Origin of the sequence: Ureibacillus terrenus (genome assembly GCF_006569205.1) — a bacterium.
GTDB lineage: Bacteria > Bacillota > Bacilli > Bacillales_A > Planococcaceae > Ureibacillus > Ureibacillus terrenus.
Genome location: NZ_VIGD01000011.1, coordinates 48536 through 72002 on the forward strand (window position 1 = coordinate 48536; position 23467 = coordinate 72002).

The following is a 23467-nucleotide window of genomic DNA, read 5'->3' on the forward strand; positions in this document are numbered from 1 at the left end:
AACGCTTCGCGGAATATTTCACAATAAATATAATTGCAAACATAAGTACAGTTGTCATAGCACATTTCTGTGCAATTTACATATAATAATGATAAACCATTTTGAACTGTCCCCAAAAAGCATGATTAAATATTAAAAAAATGAAAAAGACTATAAATAAACCCTCCCTATGGCTTCAGAAGACTCTGCTGAGGAAAAGGTGATTTCCATGTTAAATTATTTGGACGTTGGAAAAGGAGAGGAAATAGTCTTTATCCATGGATTGGGAAATCGGATTCAGGCTTGGGCCCCGCAATTGGAGCTTACAAGCCAGTACCGTTTAATCATCATCGAATTGAGAGGGCACGGCCATTCTCCGGAAAAAGAAAATATCCAGGTAGAATTTTTCGCCAAGGATATTATTGAAGTATTGGATTATTTGAACATCGATAAGGCTCATTTCGTCGGCCTTTCCTTGGGCGGCATCGTTGCTTTGGAAATTTGTAAGCGTTTTAAAAATCGGGTAAAATCGCTCATTTTATGCAATACGACATATTATATTCCAACCTTGTTCGGAAACATTACTCTTGAGAAAACAAAACGGCTGATGAAAGAAACATCCCTCGATCATTTAAACGATCGCCTCATCAAGAAATGCTTATACAATCCGGAGGAGAAGAAGGTGTACGAATTGGCCAAAAATGCCTTCTACATCCGGGAAGATACGTACCTGCAATCGGTTCAGTCGGCTTTTGGAAGAAACTACTTTTATGATTTATTGACGATTGATGTTCCAACCTTAATTATTGCATCCCTGCACGATAAAGTGGTTCCGATCCACAATGCCTATTTGATGCATTACATGATTAGATCTTCCAACTTGATCATTTTTGAAAATACGGGCCACTTGTCCAATATCGAACGTCCGGAGCTGTTCAATTTGGCCATATCTCGGCATATTCAGGAATACCGGAACAAAGTCAGCTAAAAAAAGGACCGTTTCAACAAATCCGAACGGTCCTTTCCATTTTATTTATTTAATGTGCGTCTTAAAAATTCTCTCGTTCTCTCATGTCTCGGGTTGACGAGAACCTGTTCAGGAGGCCCTTCTTCTACAATGACTCCTTTGTCCATAAACACGACGCGGTCGGAAACCTCTTTTGCAAATTCCATTTCATGGGTTACAATCAACATCGTGTTTCCTTCTTCTGCAAGTTGTCGCATAACCTTCAACACTTCCCCGACCATTTGCGGGTCCAGGGCGGAAGTCGGTTCGTCGAAAAGCATCACTTCAGGATCCATCGCCAGCGCCCGGGCAATGGCAACCCGCTGTTTTTGACCTCCTGAAAGCTGCCGCGGTTTTGCATGTTTGAATTGTTCCATGCCGACAATCGTCAAATATTTCATGGCATTTTTGACCGCTTCTTCCTTCGACCGCTTCAACACTTTGATTTGGCCGATTGTACAATTTCCCAAAACGTCCAAATTATTAAACAAATTAAAGTGTTGGAACACCATCCCTAAATGGGTGCGATATGTTCTCTTATCGTATCCTTCTTCCAAAATATTTTGCCCATTGAAGAAGATTTCTCCGCCAGTTGGAATTTCCAGCAGGTTGATGCACCGCAGCAAAGTGGATTTGCCGGATCCGGAAGCGCCGATTAATGTCACCACTTCCCCTTTTTTTACCTGGAAATTCACGTCTTTCAACACTTCATGATCGCCGAATTTTTTATTCAAATGCCGTATATCGATGACCACTGACATCGTTTACTCACCACCCTTTGCCGGCTTGTTTCCTGTCACAAGCTCGATCCGGTAAGATTCGGAACCGTCCATTTTCTTTTCAAACAATAACAAGATGCGAGTCACTGTGAACGTCATGATGAAGTATAGGACACAGGCAATCAAGAATGCTTCCGGATAGCGATATGTACTTCCCGCGATGGAGTTTGTTGCGAAGAATAGCTCAACAACACTGATAACACTTAATACGGAAGAGTCTTTTATGTTCATTACGAGCTGGTTGCCGGTTGCCGGCAAAATATTGCGGGCCACTTGTGGAAGGATAATGTAGAGCATTGTTTGAAAGTGGCTCATACCAATCGCTTCGCTGGCTTCAAACTGTCCTTTGTCGATGGAAACAATGCCCCCGCGTACATATTCGGCCATATAAGCGCCCGTATTTAAGCTGATGACGATCAAACCGGCAATAAATCGGTTTAATTCAATCTCAATCGCGTATAATCCGTAAAAGACGACCATCGCCTGAACCATCATCGGTGTGCCCCGGAATAATTCCACATAGCAAGTAAGAATAAAATTGAATAGTTTCAATAGATAAGTTTTAAAAGATTTTTTTGAAAGCGGAATCGTGTGCATAATGCCGATAAAAAAACCGATGAGTGCACCGAAAATGGTACCGAGAACCGCAAGAATCAATGCAATCCAGGCACCATGTAAAAACAGATCCCAGTTTTCTTCAAAAATCTTCCAAACCGTTTCTAAGAAAGACATAAATAAATCCCCTTATTCATAGTTTTAATTATGCGAAAGAAATCTGATTGGCGAACCAGAGGGGAAATGGAAAAAGGTTGTCTTGTCAAAATGTAAATCTCAAGACAACCTTTCACCACACTATTGTTGTGATGGTTGATTTTTAATGGCTTCTTCCATGATTTGCTGGCGTTCTTCCTCTGAAATTCCAGCCAAAATTTTATTGATTTTATCCTTTAATGGTGAACCTTTTTTCAAACCGATTGCAATGGCTGTGTCTGATTCATCGGCCTCAAAGCCGTCTTCGGGAACGATGTAAGTAAATCCTTTGATCGCTTCTGCAGCTGACATTCCTTCAGGACGTTCGGAAATGTAGGCATCGATCGCACCGGAAGCCAACTGGATGCGCATTTGTCCAAAGTCGTTCGCCGGCACTTGTTTTTTCACGCCAGTCATTTGGTCGATGACTTTGTAGTGGGTTGTTCCCTGCTGCGCAGTCACTTTTGCCCCTTTAAAATCGTGGATGGATTTCGCATTAGCATATGGACCATCTTTTTTCACGACAATGACAAAATCGCTCGTATAGTAGTTGTCCGTAAAATCAATGACTTCCATCCGTTTTGGCGTCGGAGACATTCCGGCAATGACAAGATCGATGGCCCCTGATTGCAATGACGGAATCAATCCATCCCAGTCCGTCTTCACAATTTCAAGCTCCATTCCGAGCCCTTCCGCAACGCGTTTTGCGATTTGTACGTCGTAACCGTTTGCGTATTCTTTGGAGTCCTTAATTGGAACAGCCCCGTTAGAATCGTCTTTTTGCGACCAGTTAAATGGCGCATATGCCGTTTCCATTCCGACTCTTAACACTTCTTTAGAACCGGTAGATTTGGAGTCTTCGGAATCTCCTTTTGATTTTTCGTCGCCGGAACCGCATGCGGTAAGAATGAAAACGGTTACCAAAGAAATAAGCAATAATAATAGGTTCCTTTTCATATATTTCCCCCCTGTTTCTAATCCGCTTACAAATAAAAAACGACCTAAGAAGAACTTCAGGTCGCATCAATTTGTAAGACAAAACCCTAGTTCCACTTTGGAAAGAAAAGCGCTTCTTACATATTTAGTATAGAAGGGCTCTTTAGTGGTTATTCATGGAAGCCTTTGAGAATGCATTGTAAATTTTGTTCATCAAGAGGCCGGAATATGTAATTCTTACAAAAGAATAACCCAGTATAGGACTAATTGTCAATAATCTAGGAATTTATGATTAATACCAAATATACTCCCCAACCAAAGGAAGGGGAGTATATTCGCTTCTTTCAATTATGAATTTAGGAGCAGGTCTTCTGGATTTTCGATTAATTCTTTTACAGTTTTCAAGAAGCCGACAGAATCTTTTCCGTCGATGATGCGGTGATCGTAAGATAGTGCCACATACATCATTGGACGGATTTCCACTTGTCCGTTGATGGCAACCGGACGGTTCACAATGGCATGCATTCCCAGGATTGCGACTTGTGTACCGTTGATGATCGGAGTGGACATTAATGAACCGAATACACCGCCGTTTGTAATCGTAAATGTTCCGCCTTGCAAATCGGAAAGGGCCAATTTTTTCTCGCGGGCTTTTTGAGCAAGTTCCGCAATTTCTTTTTCGATTTCAGCGAAGTTTTTGCGGTCTGCATCGCGAACAACAGGAACTACAAGACCTTCCTCAGTGGATACCGCAATTCCGATATCGTAGAAATTGAATTTGTGAATTTCGTTTCCAACAATTTGTGCATTGACATATGGATATTTTTTCAATGCAGCAACAACGGCTTTTGTGAAGAAGGACATGAAACCAAGTTTGATGCCGTTTTCTTTCACGAACTGTTCCTGTTTGCGTTTACGCAATTCCATGACGTTCGTCATATCGATTTCGTTGAAAGTTGTCAACATTGCCGTATTTTGTTTTACTTCAAGAAGGCGTTTTGCGATTGTTTGACGGCGACGGCTCATTCTTTCGACTGTTACACGGGAATCATCAATTGTCGCAATTGGTGATTTCGGTTGTGCCGGTTGTGCTGGTTGTGCCGGTGCAGCAGGTTGAGCTGCATGGGCAGCAACATCTTGGACACGGATTCGGCCTTGTGGGTCTACTGGCGAAATTGCTGCCAAATCAATTCCTTTTTCACGAGCAAGTCTTCTTGCTGCAGGAGAAGCCACAATACGTCCTCCGGCAGATGTCTCTTCAACTGGTGCAGCTTGAGCCTGCGGTTGAACAGGTTGAGCTGGTTGAGCTGGTTGTTCTGCTTTTGGCTCTTCTTTTGCAGGTTCAGCCTGTGGAGCTGGTGTAGGAGCAGCGCCCCCTGCCGCCGGCTCGACAATGGCAATTGTTTGCCCGACATTTACAGTATCGCCTTCTTCAGCGAGAATTTGCGTCAATACACCCGCTTCTTCGGAAATAATTTCTGCATTGACTTTGTCTGTTTCTAATTCAACAATGAATTCTCCTTTTTCGACAGGATCTCCGACTTTTTTCACCCATCGTGCAATAGTACCTTCTGTAATCGATTCTGCTAATTCAGGGACTTTGATTTCAGCCACTTTCAATATCCTCCTTTAAGTCTCAACACTAATCTGAATTCTTCTGTCGCAATCATAGGTCTGCCAAAGCGTCGCTGATCACTTTCGCTTGGGCGGCTTTATGTGAATCTGCATCGCCTTCTGAAGTAGAAGACATTTCCGGACGGCCAACATAACGAACTTTTTTGCCATCAGCAAGTTCAAGCAAGTATTCCAGAACGAATCTCCAAGGTCCTTGGTTTTTAGGCTCTTCTTGAACCCAAACGATTTCTTTTGCTTTAGGGTATCTAGCGATAATTTCTTTCAATTTTTCCATTGGGAATGGATACAATTGTTCAATTCGAAGAATGTGAAGCTTATCGAATCCTTCGCCATCTTTGACGGCTTCTGCCAAGTCGATTGCCACTTTGCCTGAAGCCAAAATGATGCGCTCCACTTTTTTAGCGTTTTGTCCAAGGCCAGGCTGTTCAATAACTTCTTCAAATTTGCCTTCGGATAATTGTTCCAAAGTCGCCGCTGCCAACGGATGGCGCAATAATGATTTTGGTGTGGCCACCACTAAAGGACGCACCGCTTCTGTGCCAAGCAATTTAGCCTGTCTGCGCAATAAGTGGAAGTAGTTGCCTGCATTGGAGCAGTTCGCAACGATCCAGTTATTTTCAGCGCACAACTGCAAGTAGCGCTCGATGCGTGCTGATGAGTGCTCTGGACCTTGTCCTTCCATACCGTTTGGCAACAATAACACCAATCCGGATTTAATTCCCCATTTTGAGCGGGCTGCAGAAATGAAGTTATCGAACATCATTTGGGCCATATTTGCGAAGTCCCCGAATTGTGCTTCCCAAATTGTCAAAGCCTTTTCGTTTTCAAGATTGTAACCATATTCATAACCGACAATCGCCGCTTCTGTCAAAGGAGAGTTATATACGCTAAAGGATGCTTTTGAACCGGAAATATGATGCAATGGCGTCCATTCAGAACCGTTGTTTTTATCATGCAGTACTAAATGGCGCTGAGAGAATGTACCGCGCTGTGCATCCTGTCCAGAGATGCGGATTGGGTTTCCTTCGCGCAAAATGGACGCAAACGCCAATGTTTCAGCATGACCCCAATCGATTTTTCCTGTTTCAAGGGCTTCAATTCGTCTTTTCAAAATTCTTGCCAATTTATTTTGCGGCTCGAAGTTTTCAGGCCATGCCAACAATTCTTCGTTGATTTGTCTCAATTCATCTGCAGGAACGCCTGTTTCGACTTCAGGAAGAGGCTGTTTTACCTCTTCAGGCATTTCAATTTCCAAATGCCCTTTTTCTTCCCCGACTTTCTTTACATAATCATAAGCTTTTTGCATTTCGGCATATACGTCTTTATTTAACTGCTCTGCTTCTTCTTTTGTGACAATTCCTTCATTGGCTACCCGTTCAGCATATATTTCGCGGACAGTCGGATGTTTTGCGACGATCAAGTAAGTGAGCGGATTTGTCACCGTAGGATCGTCTGTTTCGTTATGTCCGTATCTGCGGTAACCGATTAAGTCGATCAAAATGTCTTTGCCAAAGTTTTGACGGTATTCAAATGCAAATTTCGCTACTTGAACCACCGCTTCAGGATCGTCTGCGTTCACGTGCACAATCGGAATGCCATAACCTTTTGCCAAGTCGGATGAATAATGGGTAGAACGGGAATCATAGCACTCCGTCGTAAATCCGATCATGTTGTTTGAAATGATATGGATGCTTCCTCCGGTAGAGAATCCTTTTGTTTGTGCCATATTGAATGTTTCTTGCACAACACCTTCTCCGCTGAACGCTGCGTCGCCGTGGACAATCACCGCTAAAGCTTTCGAAGTATCTTGCACCGGTGCGCCTGGTTGTGATGTGTCTTCTTGTGCCGCTCTAGTTGCGCCTGCGACAACAGGGCTAACCACTTCCAAGTGCGAAGGGTTGTAGGCAAGTTTAACAGTCAAGCCGGATTTTCTGTGATATGTCGCACCCATGTGATACTTAACGTCGCCTGTCCAGCCTTTGGAAATTTCAAGTGAACTGTCTTCAGGGAAGAAGTAATCGTTTGGCACATGGGCAAAATCCGCAAACATCATTTCATACGGCTTTTTCACAATATGCGTCAATACATTCAAACGTCCGCGGTGAGCCATACCGATTTCGAGCTTTTTCAAATTATCCTGCTCTGCGGATTTAACAATCTCGTCGATTAAAACAACTAGTGTATCCAGGCCTTCGACAGAGAATCGTTTTTGGCCTACGAATGTTTTATGAATGAATTTTTCGAAGTTTTCAATACGGGTAAGTTTTTCTAAAACGGCTTTCTTTTCTTCCGGTGTCAATGCCGCATTAAAGAAGCCCGATTCGATTTTGGATTGAATCCAGTTTTTTTCGGCTTCGTCTTCTACATGGGAGTACTCAAAGCCGATTTTCCCTGTGTAAAGGGAACGCAAATATTGGACTGCTTCAAGACCGTTGGAAACGTTTGCAGGAACGTTACTAAAGAATAAAGAAGCAGGCAATTCGGCCAAGTCAGCATCTGTTAAACCATATGTTGATGGTTCAATTTTTGTGGAGTCTAACGGCCGGTCTTTTAGTGGATAAACATCAGCTGCATAATGGCCAAAAGCGCGCACCGCATCTGCTAATCGGATCGCTGCCAAAACTTTTTTCAAATCTGCTGCTTGAGCCGCTGGTTGGGCGCCGCTTGTTGCTTCTTCCAGAACAGGGGCACCATAACGTCGGAACAACTCAACTAAATCTGAATCCACTTCCTCAGGGTTTTGCAAATATAGTTCATATTGTTCCATCAAATACCCCAAGTTAGGACCAGAAAATGCTGACCAAGGAGATCCAGCTGTAATAACATTGTTTGACATGAGAAAAACCTCCAAATTTTGCTAAATCACAATCCTTATAATAAATTTAAAGTAAATTCAACTTCTTCTATTAAATTTCATTTATATAATTTTTATGAGAAGAACCTTTTTTCCATCTCAATATTACTACTCTTCACAAAAAATACAACTATTTTTCACAAATTTATATGAAAAAATTTGAGTGGACGGAAAAATTTTTTTATTAGCATTTAAATAAGGAATAGAAACACGCTTAAGCCATAAAAAATTTGAATATTATGTGCTTTTTACCTATTTTCACTATGTTATTAAGATAAATAAGCCACCCCCGAAAATCCAAATTCGTTCCAGAACATTGCGGCAAAATTATTATCAGCATACAAATAAATTTAAAAAAGGAAATAACGGTTTTCAAATTTTATTGTCTGATCGGTTTCCGCTTTGTGCAAAAGCGGCCCGCAAATACATCCACTCATTTTTCCAAGTGAACTATAGTTTATTGTAACATTTGAGGATATATCTTCAAGCACTTTGCAATTATGTTCATAATTCTCCGCTTCATTTTTTTCATGTTCTTTCTGACGGTCAGACGTCCATTTTTGCTCCACCGCTTTCCACCTTCATATTATAACCATCTATGAATTGTTAATTCTTTCATGCTGATGACAACACTTCATATATACAATACAATTTCAAAAAAATTTTTATTCATTTTGCAGCATCAAAATCATGCCGATAAAAAAGCTTATAATTTCTGGAAAATATACGGTTTTAACTTTTTTTTACAAATCTTTTATATAAAATTGAAAAAAATGTTTAAATCATTCTATAAATGGTTAATTAATAAATGTAAGCATGACACCCCTTAACACTTTTTTCACCCGGAGTAATTTTTTCTCCAAAATTTTAGTGCCACAATTTAAGGGAACTTAAATTGTGGCACATTTTTTTTAAATTCCATGAATTTTTAAAGGAAAATTTTTTATTGTAGTCACATTTTTTGCGATCGCGCATAATGTATTTTTATGCTCCTGACCCGGAATTCAGCAATTCGTAAAATGTTCCTGGTTTGAAGGCATGGGTTTTAAGGTACTTTATAAATAAAACATTCATCATTTTAATTTGCTTTTCCTAAAAAAAAGCGGAACATTCCAACCTATTATTTAATTGTAACATAAATCGTTGTAAATAGTTGAACTCCCATGGATTTTTTTATAAAATTGTTCTATTGCATTCACAAACTTTACACAGAAAATCCCGCGTTTTTTAAAACAAAATGCCGACTATTCGAGGTATATTAATGTTAAAGATATACCGGGCAAACAATCAGAATTATATTGGAAAAACTTGTGGATGCAACATAAAATGAAAATTGATGAAGACGGCGAATGATTTATTCTTCTGTTTTTGGAATTTTTTTCAATATAACCCAAAAAAAGGAGGCGTTAATATGCTAAAACCGCGAGACTTGTTTGAAACGAATGAATTGTACCAATTGATGATTCATCCGTCGGTATTCCCATATGTTCGTCACAAGGCGTACAGCCCAGAGGAATATTTGTTCATTACAAAACAAATCATCGAAGAAGAAGTTTTGGGCAAGACGATTTCCAGAACGATTCTCGACGAATGGGGCCAACCGATTGGAACGATCAGTCTGTTCGACATAAAAGACGGTGCAGGATTTCTGGGAACTTGGATTGGCGCACCCTATCAAGGAAAAGGATACAATCAATTGGCGAAAAAAGAATTTTTGAACGAAATATTTTTTAAACATAATTTCCATACAGTCTTCTTGCGAATACGCAAAGAAAATATAAAATCCAAGCGGGCCTCCTTAAAATTGAAGTACGTCATCAGTGCGAACGAATTGCATCCGAGCTTGTACGAGGAAATCAATTCCGGAGAAGCAAAATATGATTTATATAAAATACCGCGGGATCTGTTTTACATGGTAATGGCCAATGAACAGGAAAATACGGAAGAACAGGTTATATAAATTAAAAAACACCAAATCAAACAAAAAGATGATTTGGTGTTTTTCATTATTTCTCGTATTGCAAAATTAACTCCACCATTTCTTTTGGCGTCTTCGGTCTTTCCGCTTTCGACATCGCCCCTAAAATGGCGTCCTTCTTTTGGATCAAGGTTTGAAGGGCCTCCATAAAGGTTTCTTTTGTCAATTGCTCCTCTTCCAGCACTTCCGCAAATCCCTGATTCTTGAACAATTTCGCATTTAAGATTTGATCCCCCCGGCTCTTTGCCGAAGATAACGGTATCAAAAGCATCGGTTTTTGTAATGCCAAAAATTCAAAAATGGAATTGGAACCTGCGCGGGACACGACAAAATCCGAAGCGCTGATCAAATCCGGCAATTCCTTTGTAACATATTCGAACTGTTTGTAGCCTTTGATATCGGAAAGCTGAGGATCCATATTCCCTTTTCCGCAAAGATGAATGATATTGAAATTTTCCAGCAATTTACTCAAATTGCTCCGGATTGCGTCATTTAATACTACGGAACCTAAACTGCCGCCCATGACAAGCAGCACCGGTTTTCCCGGGGCAAATTGGCAAAGTTTCAAGCCCCTCAATTTATTCCCTTTGAACAGCTGTTCCCGTACGACGGAACCTGTACAAGTCGCTTTATTTTTTGGCAAATAATTTAACGTTTCCTGGAAAACGGTAAAAATATGGGATGCAAATGGCTGGGCCAATTTATTGGCAAGCCCGGGCGTCACGTCGGATTCATGGATGACCACCGGAATATTCGATAATTTGGCGGCAATGACAACAGGGACTGAAACGAACCCTCCTTTGGAAAAGACGATGGACGGCTTTGCTTTTTTCAAAACCGCATAAGCTTGGCCGATTCCCGCCAATACTCTGAAAGGATCGGTAAAGTTTTTCAAGGAAAAATATCTTCTTAATTTTCCGCTCGATATACTGTGGTAAGGAATTTCGGGAAAATTTTTTGTTATCAATTCCTTCTCTATGCCGTTGCGGGAACCGATGTAATGGACGGAATATCCCGCCTCTTGCAAAGCAGGAATAATCGCCTCGTTCAACGAAACATGTCCGGCGGTTCCCCCTCCGGTTAAAACGATTGTTTTTTTGCTCACGATGAATTCCCCTATTCTCATAAAACTGCTTTCTTGAATGTTTCAACTTCTTGTTCACATTATGCGTCCATGACTGATTTTATCATAAAGTGCGGCAGAAACAATGCTCTGAACCGCTTTTTTTGGTGCATGTCAAAATGTTGGAGTTAATCTTCAATAATTTGATTCATCCCCGCGAGTTTGCTTTCAATCCGTACAAGATGGCCAACTTCAACAAGCTGCCCGTTTCATCCATACAATTTCTTAAAAAAAAAAGAGCGAATCCCTTTTCCGCTCTTTTTCAAAATCCTTTATAGAAATTCCTATTTCACTTTTGAATAAATTGTTGTGTCCAATAGTATCCGTTTTCCGCAAAACCTACACCGATGTGCGTATAATTTGGATTTAATATATTCGCCCTATGTCCCGGCGAGTTCATCCAGGCGTTCACCACCTGTTCAGGCGTTCTTTGGCCTTGCGCGATGTTTTCACCTGCCGCGCGGAATTGGATGCCTGCCGCGCGCATCTGATCAAACGGGCTGCCATATGTCGGGCTGGTATGAGAGAAGTATCCCAAATTGGCCATATCCTGCGATTTTACTTTAGCCGCAGCCATCAACGGACTGTACATCTCAAGAGGCTTCAACCCCGCCTTTGCCCGTTCCGCATTTGTCAACTCCACTACTTGGCGTTCAAATTCGGATACTTGCAAACCGGTTGATGTTTCTTCTTTTGCCTGAGGCGCTTCCGCCTGCAGGATTGGAGCAGAAGGGGCTGCATGTTTTGCTTCATTGGTTTGACGGGATTCTAAATAGTCATCGGTTTGTTCGGATCGGTTTCCAGTTGCCTTTTGCTTATTGAAAGTTGATTCTGTCCCCCCATCGGAAACCGGCACCTCTTGTTGTTTTGGTTTTCCCGCAATTTTCTGGGATTTAGAAGTTGGTTGCTGGACTTTTCTTTCTTCCCGCGGATTGTCCCATTCTTTTTCTTGCTGTGCGATCAGTGACCTTGAAATGATTGATTCCAATTGATTTTTTGCCTGTTCAATCGCCAATGTCAGCTGCTTTAAAATTGCTGTTCCCGGCAGAGTCGGCTCCTGCGACTTTTTTGCAAGAATGCCATGTTCCCATTTAAGTACAATCTTTTCAATCGGTTGCAACGCTTTCCCGGAAGGCTCTTCCATTGAAGACGCCGAACCGGCTTGCGGCACCGCCACAGCAAACAAAAACAATGCACAAACCGTAATGAACCATTTTTTCATATTTCCACTCTCCCTTCACTTTCCATGATAAGGGAGAAAAAATGTAAAAAATGGTCCATACCCTGGAAAAGAATCAAAATAATGACAATCCCTTTATTTAAATAGATTCAAAGACAAAATATCTTACAATGATTGACAACATAAAAATATATTGCTAGAAAAAAACTATTGACAACCAATTCAATTGATTAAACTAAGACATTCCTTTTACAAATTTTACATTTTCAAAGCATCTTGTCCCCAATAACTTGAATAGATTGCACATTTTCCCCGATCACCACAATTTTTGGCGGCATTTTCATATATTCAGGAAGCCATTGTGGATCAGTCCGTAAGCATATTGAAAAAGCATCAGATAAGCCATCCCTTCGATTGGAACATATCCTTTCATCCGATAAACGGTATCCGGCAACCCTCTCACCCATTCTTCAAATTCTTCCAAGGCAAACGGACGCGTAAATTCGATTACACGGGAACCCAGATGCAGATGGTGCCCGATTCTTGCCGGACTGATTTCCATCTTTCCCGCAGTCGCCTGCATGGCCTTTAACCATTTCAAAGGAACCCTTCCGTGGACAGTTTGCAAAATCATCGCATTCGGATTCAATCCCTGCAATTCGAAAACCACTCTTGCCTTTTCCGCTTCCGTTAACAAATCGCTTTTATTGGCAAGAATCAGATGGGCATGTCTGATTTGTTCCAAAAAGAGGCTTCTTGCCTGAGGAGAAAGCCCTTCCCTCTCCAGCCATCTGCGGCTGTCTGCCACCGTGACGATCCCTTTGATGTTCAACCGATCGGCAAACAAAGGGGAATATACCGCATCCAGCGCTTCCACCGGATGGGCGGCGCCCGTCGTCTCAATGATCAATACGTCAAAATCGGCTTCGTGCAGCAAAGTTTGTATTTGCGCTTCCGTCTTCTCGCCGCCGGTGCAGCAAATGCAGCCGTCAAGAATTTCTTTCAACGGCACCTCAACATCCACCGCCCTGGAATCAAAAGGGATTTCCCCCAGCTCGTTCATGATGACAGCCGGTTTCAACCCTTCCTCTTTACATTGCCGCAATACGTCTACAAGCATGGAAGTTTTCCCGCTGCCCAAAAATCCGCTGAATAAATAAACGTCTTTCATTCTTCTATCCTCCAATTCAAAAGAAAGAGCTGGCATTCAATGAAAGAATGCAGCTCCCTCGGAAAAATCTTATTGTTTTTGAAGCAGTTCTTTTGCTTTTTGTACTTGTGGATCGTCCTTTTGGATTTTATCCCTTAATGCATCCATCAACGCATACGTTGTATCGCCGGTCACTTTACCGGTGCGTTCAAGCCCTTGATCTCTTTGGAATTGGATCACGGCCGCTTCCGTTGCCGCATCAAAAGTTTCATCGATTTTACCGGCATTATATCCCAATGCATCGAGAATTAATTCCGCCGATTTCACAAAGCTTGAGACAGTGCCTCTTTGCAATACCGTTTTCGGATCAATATATGTTGCACTATAGTAGTCAGGATATGGCACTTCCACATCCGGTGAAATTCCTTTTTCGTGAATCCAATTTCCTTTTGGTGTCAACCATTTGCCTGTCGTATACTTAAGATTTGAACCATCCGGCAATTGAGTGACTGTTTGAACCGTTCCCTTGCCAAATGTTTTCGTGCCGACAATCGTCGCATTCGCGGATTCTTTCAGCGCAGCTGCGATTATTTCGGAAGCCGAAGCACTTCCATTATCGACCAATACCACAATCGGATATTTATATTTTTTTCCGGCTTCGCTCAACACGACTTCAGGTTTCCCTTCGCGGCTTTGCAATTTGACTATCGGTTTTCCTTCATCCACAAACAAGTTCGAAATTTCAATCGCGGCATTCAAATAGCCGCCAGGATTTTGCCGCACATCCAACACTATGCTTTTCATGCCATCCGCTTCGTATTGCTCCAAAAGTTTTTTCAATTCTTCATACGTATTTTCGCTAAAGGTCGTAATCCGGATGTGGGCGATTTTATCATCTCCCATTTCCCCGTAAACGGTTTCAATCGGAATATCGTCCCGGATGATGGTCATTTCAATTAAATCTTCTGAATTTCCGCGTTTGATCGTCAATGTCACCGGAGTGCCTTTTTTCCCGCGAATCAAGAGCACCGCTTCCGTCGCACTCATCCCTTGCAGGCTTTTGCCATCGACGGAGACAATCACGTCCTCAGGCAATAACCCCGCCTTTTCCGCAGGAGAATTTTTGATTGGCGCCACTACGACGATATTGCCATTCCGTTCCTGAATTTCGGCGCCGATGCCTTGGAAGCTGGATGACAAATCGGAATTAAATTGCTCTGCCTCATCCTTTTCCATATAATCGGAATATGGATCATCGAGTGCCTCAAACATGCCGTTGATGGCGCCGTGAATAAGTTTTTCATCATCAACTTCCTTATAATATTTTTCTTTCAGTTCATCAAAAGCGTCATAGAGTTGGGAAAACTCTTCACGGTCAGCCGTAACCTCAACGACTTTTTTATCACCGAACGTCAAGGCAAAAATCGTCAAGCCGGATGTGAAAATAATCGTCAAAACCATCAACATAATAAAATTGAACGGTTTCAAACGGATATATCTTGCGGCAGGTCTGTTTTGTTCCTGCTGCTGAGTTGCTTTCCCTTGCTGATTTTGCTGCTGTTGCGTTTCCTTCTCTTGCTGATTTTGTTCTTCCATAATTTTCACCACTCTCATATACACTTTCTTATACGCCAATATCATATTAACAGTTTCAAGCAGCGACGAAAAGAAAAAGACTGTCAATTTTTTATGACAGTCAACATATTATTAGATTCGTTGAAAGGAACAGCCATCAATCATTTTAGCGCCTATGCCCCGATGGCGGCTTCCAACGCCACTTGAATCATGTCATTGAATGTTGTCTGTCTTTCTTCTGCAGTTGTCAGTTCGCCGGTCAAAATGTGATCGGAAACAGTCAACACGGAAAGGGCTTGTCTTCCAAACTTTGCCGCTAATGTATACAGTGCGGCCGTTTCCATTTCCACCGCCAGCACACCGTAACGCGCCAATTTTTCATATTGATGTTCATCGGAATAGAACATGTCCGCCGTGAACACATTTCCTACTTTCAAATGCAGACCGGCTTTCACCCCCGCCTGATACGCTTTCATCAATAAATCAAAATCGGCCGTTGGTGCATAATCGATGCCATTAAAAATAATTTCATTCATTTTGGAATCCGTCGAAGCGGATTGCGCCAAAATGACATCCCGCACTTTTACATCTTTTTGGATGGCGCCGCAAGTGCCGACGCGGATCAATTTTTTTGCCCCGTACTCTTGCATCAATTCCGTAATATATATGGAAATGGATGGTACTCCCATACCCGTTCCTTGAACGGAAATCCGGTGTCCTTTATAGGTGCCGGTGAACCCCAGCATATTCCGCACTTCATTGTAGCATACAGCATTTTCAAGAAAATTTTCGGCGATATATTTCGCGCGCAGCGGGTCTCCCGGCAATAGAACCGTCTCAGCTATATCTCCCTGTTTCGCGTTAATATGAATACTCAATGGCCTTCCCTCATTTCCGGTTTATTCAAACTAAAATATACGTTTTTTTCAAGAATTATGCAATGATATTTATTCCTCAAGAAATTTTGTCTGATAAATTTCCCACAATTCGTCAAAAGCTTGGGTGGACAGGTCCTCATCCGCCAATGTCTCAATATAGCTTGAAAGCTCTTCAAAAGAACTGCTCACCTTTGGAAAACTATGGTCCTGAAACATTTTCTCCGCAAATCTTGTTTTCGGGTCGGATGCATCTCCCCCACGGTAAGATAGAGCAAATTGATAAAAACTTTGATACATACATTTCCCCCATTTCTATGTCAATTTCCGACTAAACCTCATCACATCATATTTAATCTGTATCATATAGAAATTATTGATAAAACATTCCTCTATTTCAAACAATGGTGAATGTTAATTATTTTACACTAAATTGGATAAACTAACATACATCTAAGAACGACTGGGAGATGAGAATGTGGGCAATTCATGCAAAATCAGCATTCTTCATGTCATATTTCTATGTCTGACTTCAATCGGTTTAAAAAATCATGTAACAGTCATCTCTCCGATTTTGGAAACGGCTAAACGGGATGGATGGATTTCGGTGATTTTAACCGGGATTATCATATTTCCTTGGATTCTTTGGATTCTTTATATACAAAAAAAATCTCGAGGTCAACCGCTAAAAGACTGGCTTGCACAACGGGCCGGCAAATGGGGTTCGAAAATCATTCTATTCAGCGTTATCATTCTGGCTTATTTGCTCGCCGCTTTTACATTGAGGGAAACTATCCTTTGGGTGACTACCAGCTTTTTAGAAAATACGCCGGTTGTTTTATTAATTATCATTTATACAATTGCTTGTTTCCTTTTGGCATCCACCAATATTCAGACTATTGCAAGCGTGAATGCCAACATCCTCTTTTTCGTCATCATTTTCGGTTTCTACGCATCATTTACAAATCTTCAAGTGAAAAATCACGAACTGATGTTTCCAATTCTGGAGCATGGCATGGGGCCGGTGATAAAGGCCATGATTTTTCCGGCATCCGGATTCATTGAATTGTTTTTGCTCCTTTTCCTGCAGCATTATTTTAAACAACCTTTAAAATGGCATCATATCGGCATCATCTTTTTTTGGTTTGTCGGATTGACCCTTGGCCCTTTAATCGGCGCCATTGTAGAATTCGGCCCCGACGAAGCCGCAAGACAACATTTTCCCGCATACGAAGAATGGGCGCTGGTTTCTATTGGTCGGTTCATCGAACATATGGACTTTTTGTCCGTTTATCAGTGGCTTTCGGGAACGTTCATCCGTGTGGGAATCATATTATTTATTGTTTGTGACATACTAAACTACACAGGAAAGCCGAAGAAAATCTGGCTGCATTTGATGCCGCCCTTTTTGATATTGAATCTATCTTTATTGCTTATGAAAGACGATCTCTTCCTATTATTAAATAATTACTATTTGCTCCATTTTACATTTATTTTTATTTTCATTCTTTCTGTTGTGCTGATTATCATCGCCTTTTTCGATAAAAAAACAGCTCAACAAAATATGAAATGAAAGTAGTGATGGCAAATGAACCTGGATGAGACTTCAACCATCAGCCTGACAACCTTGAGGGGGCTGTTCCAAAAAGCCCAGGACGTAATTTTTTTCCCTTTTGAAATTCATGGTGTGTCATTTACATTCATTTTTTGCGAAGACATGGTCGACAATCAAATCCTGTTTTCATATATTTTGCCCTCGATGGAAAAATTCATTGAAAAGGCGGAAGGCGGGTTAAACGAAGAACAATTGTTAAGAATGCCGTTTCCGGAACTGAAGAAACTTGAAGACAAAGAAACAATCATACTGGAAGTATTTTCCGGGAAATTGGCGATTTTCTTGAATGAATCGCAATTACTCCTCACATGCAATATCGCCAAAAAACCGAACCGCCAGCCGGAAGAAACAAAAATGGAAATCGCCATCAAAGGCCCGAGGGACAACTTCATTGAAGATCTCGCCACCAACATTGCGCTCATCCGGAAAAGATTGCCGACCAACTCCCTGTGTGTGGAAAAAATCTCCGTGGGGGCCAGATCCAAAACAACCGTGGCCGTTTTATATATGCAAGATATCGCAAATACAAAGATTGTACAGGAAATAAAAAAACAGATAGAAAAGATTGACACGGATGTTGTGTTGAACGGAGATTCACTCGTTGAACATATTGATAAAAAACGATGGCTGCTGCCATGGACGAATGATACCGGCAGGCCCGACTTCGCGATACATTCGCTGGTCCGGGGGCGGGTTGTGATTCTGATTGATGGTGTTAGCTATGCTATTATTACGCCTGTCAATTTTCTTTTCCTATTAAAAACCGGGGAAGATTTTGAATACCCGATTTTGTTCAGCGCTTTCGAAAGATTGCTTAGAATAGTCGGCATCATAATTGGAATCATCCTTCCCGCCTTTTGGCTGGCACTGACGACTTTTCATCAAAATCAATTGCCGCTGCAGCTTCTTGCAACAGTGGTAGTTTCGAACCGGGGTCTGCCGTTCCCGGCAGCATTGGAAATGATTATTCTTCTAATCATGTTTGAACTGTTCCGGGAAGCCGCGATGCGATTCCCTACGGCCATCGGAAGCACCATCAGCGTAGTAGGCGGACTCATTATCGGGGACGCTGCGATACGGGCCGGCATTACAAGCCCGTCAATGCTGGTCATCATCGCTTTATCCTTCGTCGCGACTTTCACCATTGCCAATCAGTCGCTGTTGACTTTGATTTCCATCATCCGCTTCATTTTTATTGTCGTGACTGCCTTTTTTGGATTGTTCGGCTTTTTCATATGCCTGTTTTTGCTCCTTTTATACATGGCAAACATGCGGGTGTTCGGAGTGCCTTATTTAAATTTTTCCGCGGAACTAAGCTGGTCGTCCATCGGCAAAACCCTGATGCGCCTGACTCCAAACCAATATAAACGAAGACCGGGAATGCTGAAAACAAAAGATGACACCAGAACAAGCAATGAGGGACTGCAATGAAAAAATACATGATATATTTCTTGCTGCTTGCCAATCTGTTTCTGTTGACGGGATGCTGGGATTCGGAAGAAAATGCCCGGATGCTTTATTTGCATGGTGTTGGACTCGATTATAAAGACGGCCAGTTTTATTTCTACATGCAACTTGTCAGTTTCGCCAATGTGGCAAGATCCGAACAAATCAACCAGGACATGATGCAGTCGGAAGTGGGACTCAGCACCGGCAGAACGGTGGATGAAGCCATTGCGAAAATGATCCGCAGCGTAGATGAAAAAATCTTCTTTGGGCATCTGACCTTTCTTGTTTTCGGCGAGGAGCTGCTGAAACAGGAAGAAAAACTCAATGAAGTATTAAATTCCTTCTCCAGATATATCAATACCCGATATCAAACATGGATTTATGCAACGAACGAACCGCTGGAACAATTCTTTTTGGAAACACCGCTTCTGCAAAAAGCCATTACGCTGACAAAACTGGCCAACCCGTTAAACTCCTACGAACAGGACTCTTTCATCGAACCGATGAATGTCCGGAAACTGATTATCCATTTGAACGAGCCGAACCATTTAGTGAAAATTCCTTATGTAAGAGTGAAACATAATTGGAATACGGTTTCAGGACCGGATACCACTTTTCATATCGAAGGGGTGGCCCTCGTGACACCGAAGGAATTTAAAGGGTATTTAATAAAGGATGACGCCAATGGCCTGCAATTTATGACCAATGAATCCATTACGGGTTATGTGACAACCAAAATCGGTGATGCCGATTTTACTTTTACCATTAAAAATATGAAACGGAAAATTACGCCTATTGTCAAGGGGACTGACGTCAAGTTTCAGATCGACATATCAGCGGATGCCCTGGTAAGCAGCTATAATATCAATGTCAGCGAGGATGCCATTGCAAAAGCGGTTGAAAAAGGCATTGAAAAGGCGGTAACGGAGACCTATAAAAAGGGGTTGGAAAAGAATTGCGATGTCTACCGCCTGTCAGAATCATTGTACAGGAAAAATGTAAAAGTGTGGAAAAAATTAGAAAATCAGGGAGTTATCCCATTGACTGAGGATTCCATCGATGTGCAAGTAACCGTTCAAAAAGTAAAATCAGGAAGAACGATATATAAAAATACCCTCAAAAAACCTGATTAAATCAATCTTTCGCTATAAAATAAAAAGATGATCCGTCCCAAGCCGGATCATCTTTTTTATTTATTCTTTTTCAAAAAGCTTTGCATATTCGCCGTAGCCTTCTTCCTCCAACTTTTCTTTCGGAATGAACCGCAGGGCTGCGGAGTTGATGCAATAGCGGAGCCCGCCAAGTTCACGCGGGCCGTCGGGAAATACATGCCCCAAATGGGAGTCGGCTGTTTTGCTTCGGACTTCGATTCGGCGCATACCGTGGGAAGTATCCAATCTTTCAACAATTTCATCGGGATGGATGGGTTTGGAAAAGCTTGGCCATCCGCAACCCGCGTCAAACTTGTCCTTTGAACTGAAAAGCGGCTTCCCGGAAACGACATCGACATAGATGCCTTCCTGGAAATGATTGAAATATTCATTTTGATACGGCGGCTCGGTTCCGTTTTGTTGCGTCACATAATATTGCATCGGCGTCAGATCCTTTAACCGTTCTTCCTTATTCACCAATATCCCCCCAATGCCGTTTGATGAAGTGCGCCCTTCCCGAACCGATAAAATAGCGTTCATAATCGATCGGGTTCTTCTTATAAAAATCCTGATGATACTCTTCTGCAGGGTAGAAAGTTTTCGCCGGAAGGATTTTTACGACAATCGGCTTATCAAACTTTCCGGAATCTTCCAAACGTTTTTTTGATTCTTCGGCAATTTTCCGCTGTTCTTCATTATGATAAAAAATGGCCGTTGTGTATGATTCGCCCCGATCGTGGAATTGCCCTCCCGAATCGGTCGGATCGATTAATTTCCAGTAAAGGTCCACTAATTTTTCATACGATATCACTTCCGGATCATAGGTGATTTGCACCGCTTCCACATGTCCCGTCGTGCCTGAACAAACTTGTTTATAAGTCGGGTTTTCCACATGTCCGCCCGTATAGCCCGAAACGACTTTTTCGATTCCTTCCAGCCGATCAAACGGCTTTACCAAACACCAAAAGCACCCGCCGGCAAACGTAGCAAGTTCCTTGGCCATCTTACTCACTCCTACTTATTTGGTATCACGATTTCCAATTGGATTCGATCATTTTCTAAATCAATTTCCTTCGCTTTCACTTTTGCGCCGGAAGCCAAAGTTAGGTTGGATAAATCAACAAAAATTTCTTTGGCATCCGGCCGAACGATCATCCAGTCAGGAAATTTCACAGCCTGACTCAATAATTTTAATACCGCAGAAGGAGGAAGGTTTAAACTTCCGACGTTCACTTCCGATTGGACTAAATGGATATTGCCTTGATTATTGACGACCGGATTGAATTTCATGGTAACCGGAACATTATAACCGAATGCAACAATCTCGCTTGAGAGCTGAACGGTATCATCTACTTCAAATTCCACAGGCAACGACGAGTTTTTTAATTCCTTCTTTATATATCTAATCGCCAATTTTTCAAAATCCTTTGCCGTCGTTTCCACATAGAGGACACTGTCCTCAGGCTCAACTTCCGATGCCTGTGGAGCCGGTATCGCTGTATCTCCTGGTGAAGTCGCCCAATAAATCACAAATGCAACCAATAAAACAATTGAACCCAACAATGTAAAAAAGGCGACTTTCCAAACATTCATTCTATGACACTCCTATCAAAAAATGAATAGTGATTCAATCTGCACTAATTTTTTAGTATGCTTCAAACTCTATAAAATATACTTTATTTTGGCAAACTTTATTATAAATTGTATGAAAAATTTTTGGAAATAGAAAACTATTTGCTTTATTAAAGGCGCTTCTCCCCATACGGCCATTTTTCAAATAGATGACAAATGGATGGTCCTTTCCAAAAAGACTGGGATCATTGCATTTAGAGAAAATAAAAAAACAGAGCGAAACGCTTTTCTCGCTCTGTTTCCGTACATTTTCCCCATTATACCGGGCTGACGCCATGCTTGCGCTCAGAAAATACCATATATTTGGATGAATATGCATGAAGCCGTGCAGTCAACACTTCCCGCAATTGATTCGGTTCGATCACATCGTCGACAATCAATTCGGAAGCCAATTTATATATATCGATTTCTTCCCGGTATTCCTGGCGTTTTTGCTCGATAAAAGCTTGCTGCTCCTCTTTTGGCAACTGGGCAATCTTGTTCGCGTACACCGCATTGACCGCCGCTTCCGGGCCCATTACGGCGATTTGAGCAGTAGTCAGCGCAATCACGCAATCCGGTTCAAAAGCGGGACCGGCCATCGCATACAATCCTGCACCGTATGCTTTCCGTACAATAACCGTCAATTTCGGCACTGTCGCTTCACTCATGGCAAAAATCATTTTGGCGCCGTGACGGATGATGCCCTGTCTTTCCACTTGCGTACCAATCATAAAACCTGGTACGTCCGCCAAGAAAATCAGCGGGATGTTGAACGCATCGCACAGGCTGATGAATTTCGCCGCTTTGTCCGCGGAATCATGGAACAATACCCCGCCTTTGACTCTCGGCTGGTTCGCAACAATGCCTACCGCTTGTCCATCGATTCTCGCAAAACCTGTAATGAGTTCAGCTGCAAACAGCTTCTTCACTTCACAGAAAGAACCTTCGTCAATGATGCGGTCGATTAAATCATACATATTGAAAGGAACGTTTTGATTCTTTGGAATGATTTCTTCAATTGTTTTCTCAAAATTTGCAGGAAGCTTCGGTGCCGCCGCCGGAGGCTTTTCCCGGAAGTTTCCAGGGAAATAGCTTAAATATTTTCTGGCATACTCAATGGCTTCTTCTTCTGTTTTGGCAAGCACATCTCCGCAGCCGGAAACCGTGCAGTGCATTTTTGCTCCGCCCATCGTTTCCAGATCCACTTTCTCCCCGATGACCATCTCGGCCATGCGCGGCGAACCCAAATACATGGAAGCATTGCCTTCCACCATGATGACCACATCACAGAATGCAGGAATGTATGCGCCTCCCGCTGCGGAAGGGCCGAACAATAAACAAACTTGCGGCACTTTCCCCGAGAGTTTCACCTGGTTATAGAAAATGCGCCCCGCCCCTCTGCGGCCAGGGAACATTTCCACCTGGTCCGTTATCCGTGCTCCCGCGGAGTCCACCAAATAAATGATGGGACAAGCCAGTTTCTCCGCGGTTTCCTGGATGCGTATAATCTTCTCTACTGTCCGCTTGCCCCACGATCCTGCTTTTACCGTGGAGTCATTGGCCATAAAGCAAACCGTTTTCCCATTGATTTTTCCGACTCCTGTCACTACGCCGTCCGCCGGCAAATCACCAGCGGCACAGTTTGCGAAAATGCCGTCCTCGATGTATTCTCCCTCATCAAGAAGCAATTTTAGCCGGTCGCGTGCAAATAATTTTCCTTGTTCTTTATTCTTTTGATGATATTTCTCATGGCCGCCTTTTTTGATTTCTTCCAATAAATCCGCGTGTGTTTTTTTTGTTTCTGTATCATTCATGGAT

The 23467-nt window shown here is 42.2% G+C and carries 20 protein-coding genes and 1 pseudogene; 5 read left to right on the top strand and 16 right to left on the bottom strand.

The window, feature by feature from the left end; genetic code table 11:
- Positions 1 to 208 precede the first annotated feature (208 nt).
- Positions 209 to 967, top strand: a complete 759-nt coding sequence (locus FKZ59_RS09465; protein ID WP_181733248.1) for an alpha/beta fold hydrolase — start codon at positions 209 to 211, stop codon at positions 965 to 967.
- Positions 968 to 1008: 41 nt separating this feature from the next.
- Here the strand turns inward: FKZ59_RS09465 and FKZ59_RS09470 are convergent, their stop codons facing one another.
- The 6 genes from FKZ59_RS09470 to FKZ59_RS09495 all read right to left on the bottom strand — a co-directional run bounded on the left by FKZ59_RS09470 (position 1009) and on the right by FKZ59_RS09495 (position 8508).
- On the bottom strand, positions 1009 to 1746 hold the full coding sequence (locus FKZ59_RS09470) for an amino acid ABC transporter ATP-binding protein (RefSeq protein ID WP_141602520.1): 738 nt from the start codon (positions 1744 to 1746) through the stop codon (positions 1009 to 1011).
- A 3-nt stretch (positions 1747 to 1749) separates the two neighbouring features.
- Positions 1750 to 2496, bottom strand: coding sequence for an amino acid ABC transporter permease (locus FKZ59_RS09475; RefSeq protein ID WP_141602521.1), 747 nt, complete (start codon positions 2494 to 2496; stop codon positions 1750 to 1752).
- A gap of 120 nt (positions 2497 to 2616) precedes the next feature.
- Positions 2617 to 3471, bottom strand: a complete 855-nt coding sequence (locus FKZ59_RS09480; RefSeq protein WP_141602522.1) for a transporter substrate-binding domain-containing protein — start codon at positions 3469 to 3471, stop codon at positions 2617 to 2619.
- A 327-nt stretch (positions 3472 to 3798) separates the two neighbouring features.
- Entirely contained in the window at positions 3799 to 5064 is a 1266-nt protein-coding gene (gene odhB, locus FKZ59_RS09485; RefSeq protein ID WP_141602523.1) for a 2-oxoglutarate dehydrogenase complex dihydrolipoyllysine-residue succinyltransferase, read from the bottom strand.
- 52 nt (positions 5065 to 5116) lie between these two features.
- On the bottom strand, positions 5117 to 7921 hold the full coding sequence (locus FKZ59_RS09490; protein WP_141602524.1) for a 2-oxoglutarate dehydrogenase E1 component: 2805 nt from the start codon (positions 7919 to 7921) through the stop codon (positions 5117 to 5119).
- Positions 7922 to 8289: 368 nt separating this feature from the next.
- Positions 8290 to 8508, bottom strand: a complete 219-nt coding sequence (locus tag FKZ59_RS09495) for a hypothetical protein (RefSeq protein ID WP_141602525.1) — start codon at positions 8506 to 8508, stop codon at positions 8290 to 8292.
- A gap of 842 nt (positions 8509 to 9350) precedes the next feature.
- Between FKZ59_RS09495 and FKZ59_RS09500 the strand changes: the two genes are divergently transcribed.
- Entirely contained in the window at positions 9351 to 9899 is a 549-nt protein-coding gene (locus FKZ59_RS09500) for a GNAT family N-acetyltransferase (RefSeq protein ID WP_141602526.1), read from the top strand.
- A 46-nt stretch (positions 9900 to 9945) separates the two neighbouring features.
- Here the strand turns inward: FKZ59_RS09500 and FKZ59_RS09505 are convergent, their stop codons facing one another.
- The 6 genes and pseudogenes from FKZ59_RS09505 to FKZ59_RS09530 all read right to left on the bottom strand — a co-directional run bounded on the left by FKZ59_RS09505 (position 9946) and on the right by FKZ59_RS09530 (position 16120).
- Positions 9946 to 11022 carry an undecaprenyldiphospho-muramoylpentapeptide beta-N-acetylglucosaminyltransferase gene (locus FKZ59_RS09505; protein WP_141602527.1) on the bottom strand — a complete coding sequence of 359 codons (1077 nt, stop codon included), beginning with the start codon at positions 11020 to 11022 and terminating at the stop codon, positions 9946 to 9948.
- A gap of 307 nt (positions 11023 to 11329) precedes the next feature.
- Positions 11330 to 12262, bottom strand: coding sequence for a CAP domain-containing protein (locus tag FKZ59_RS09510; protein WP_246045857.1), 933 nt, complete (start codon positions 12260 to 12262; stop codon positions 11330 to 11332).
- 224 nt (positions 12263 to 12486) lie between these two features.
- Positions 12487 to 13391, bottom strand: a pseudogene (locus tag FKZ59_RS09515) (CobW family GTP-binding protein).
- Positions 13392 to 13460: 69 nt separating this feature from the next.
- The gene (locus FKZ59_RS09520; protein WP_141602578.1) at positions 13461 to 14966 is read right to left on the bottom strand and encodes a lmo1851 family serine protease; all 1506 of its coding nucleotides are present in this window, start codon (positions 14964 to 14966) and stop codon (positions 13461 to 13463) included.
- Between the two features lie 152 nt (positions 14967 to 15118).
- Positions 15119 to 15823 (bottom strand): purine-nucleoside phosphorylase, encoded by a 705-nt coding sequence (gene deoD, locus FKZ59_RS09525; protein WP_141602528.1) that lies wholly within the window; start codon positions 15821 to 15823, stop codon positions 15119 to 15121.
- A gap of 69 nt (positions 15824 to 15892) precedes the next feature.
- Positions 15893 to 16120, bottom strand: a complete 228-nt coding sequence (locus FKZ59_RS09530; RefSeq protein WP_141602529.1) for a YozE family protein — start codon at positions 16118 to 16120, stop codon at positions 15893 to 15895.
- Positions 16121 to 16298: 178 nt separating this feature from the next.
- On the opposite strand from FKZ59_RS09530, the gene FKZ59_RS09535 reads away from it, so the two are divergent.
- The 3 genes from FKZ59_RS09535 to FKZ59_RS09545 are packed head-to-tail and all read left to right on the top strand — an operon-like array spanning position 16299 to position 20017.
- Complete coding sequence (locus tag FKZ59_RS09535; RefSeq protein WP_141602530.1) at positions 16299 to 17393, top strand: GerAB/ArcD/ProY family transporter; 1095 nt, start codon at positions 16299 to 16301, stop codon at positions 17391 to 17393.
- Between the two features lie 15 nt (positions 17394 to 17408).
- Complete coding sequence (locus FKZ59_RS09540) at positions 17409 to 18866, top strand: spore germination protein (RefSeq protein WP_141602531.1); 1458 nt, start codon at positions 17409 to 17411, stop codon at positions 18864 to 18866.
- Entirely contained in the window at positions 18863 to 20017 is a 1155-nt protein-coding gene (locus tag FKZ59_RS09545; protein WP_141602532.1) for a Ger(x)C family spore germination protein, read from the top strand. Before FKZ59_RS09540 ends, FKZ59_RS09545 begins: the two co-directional genes overlap by 4 nt.
- A gap of 60 nt (positions 20018 to 20077) precedes the next feature.
- On the opposite strand, the gene msrB is transcribed toward FKZ59_RS09545, so the two are convergent.
- The 4 genes from msrB to FKZ59_RS09565 all read right to left on the bottom strand — a co-directional run bounded on the left by msrB (position 20078) and on the right by FKZ59_RS09565 (position 23463).
- A complete protein-coding gene (gene msrB / locus FKZ59_RS09550) occupies positions 20078 to 20518 on the bottom strand; it encodes a peptide-methionine (R)-S-oxide reductase MsrB (RefSeq protein WP_181733257.1) in 441 nt (146 codons plus the stop codon).
- A complete protein-coding gene (gene msrA, locus FKZ59_RS09555) occupies positions 20505 to 21038 on the bottom strand; it encodes a peptide-methionine (S)-S-oxide reductase MsrA (protein WP_141602534.1) in 534 nt (177 codons plus the stop codon). Before msrA ends, msrB begins: the two co-directional genes overlap by 14 nt.
- 11 nt (positions 21039 to 21049) lie before the next feature.
- Positions 21050 to 21628: a YpmS family protein gene (locus FKZ59_RS09560; RefSeq protein ID WP_141602535.1), complete on the bottom strand. Its 579-nt coding sequence runs from the start codon at positions 21626 to 21628 to the stop codon at positions 21050 to 21052.
- Positions 21629 to 21924: 296 nt separating this feature from the next.
- Complete coding sequence (locus FKZ59_RS09565; protein WP_141602536.1) at positions 21925 to 23463, bottom strand: acyl-CoA carboxylase subunit beta; 1539 nt, start codon at positions 23461 to 23463, stop codon at positions 21925 to 21927.
- Positions 23464 to 23467 lie beyond the last annotated feature (4 nt).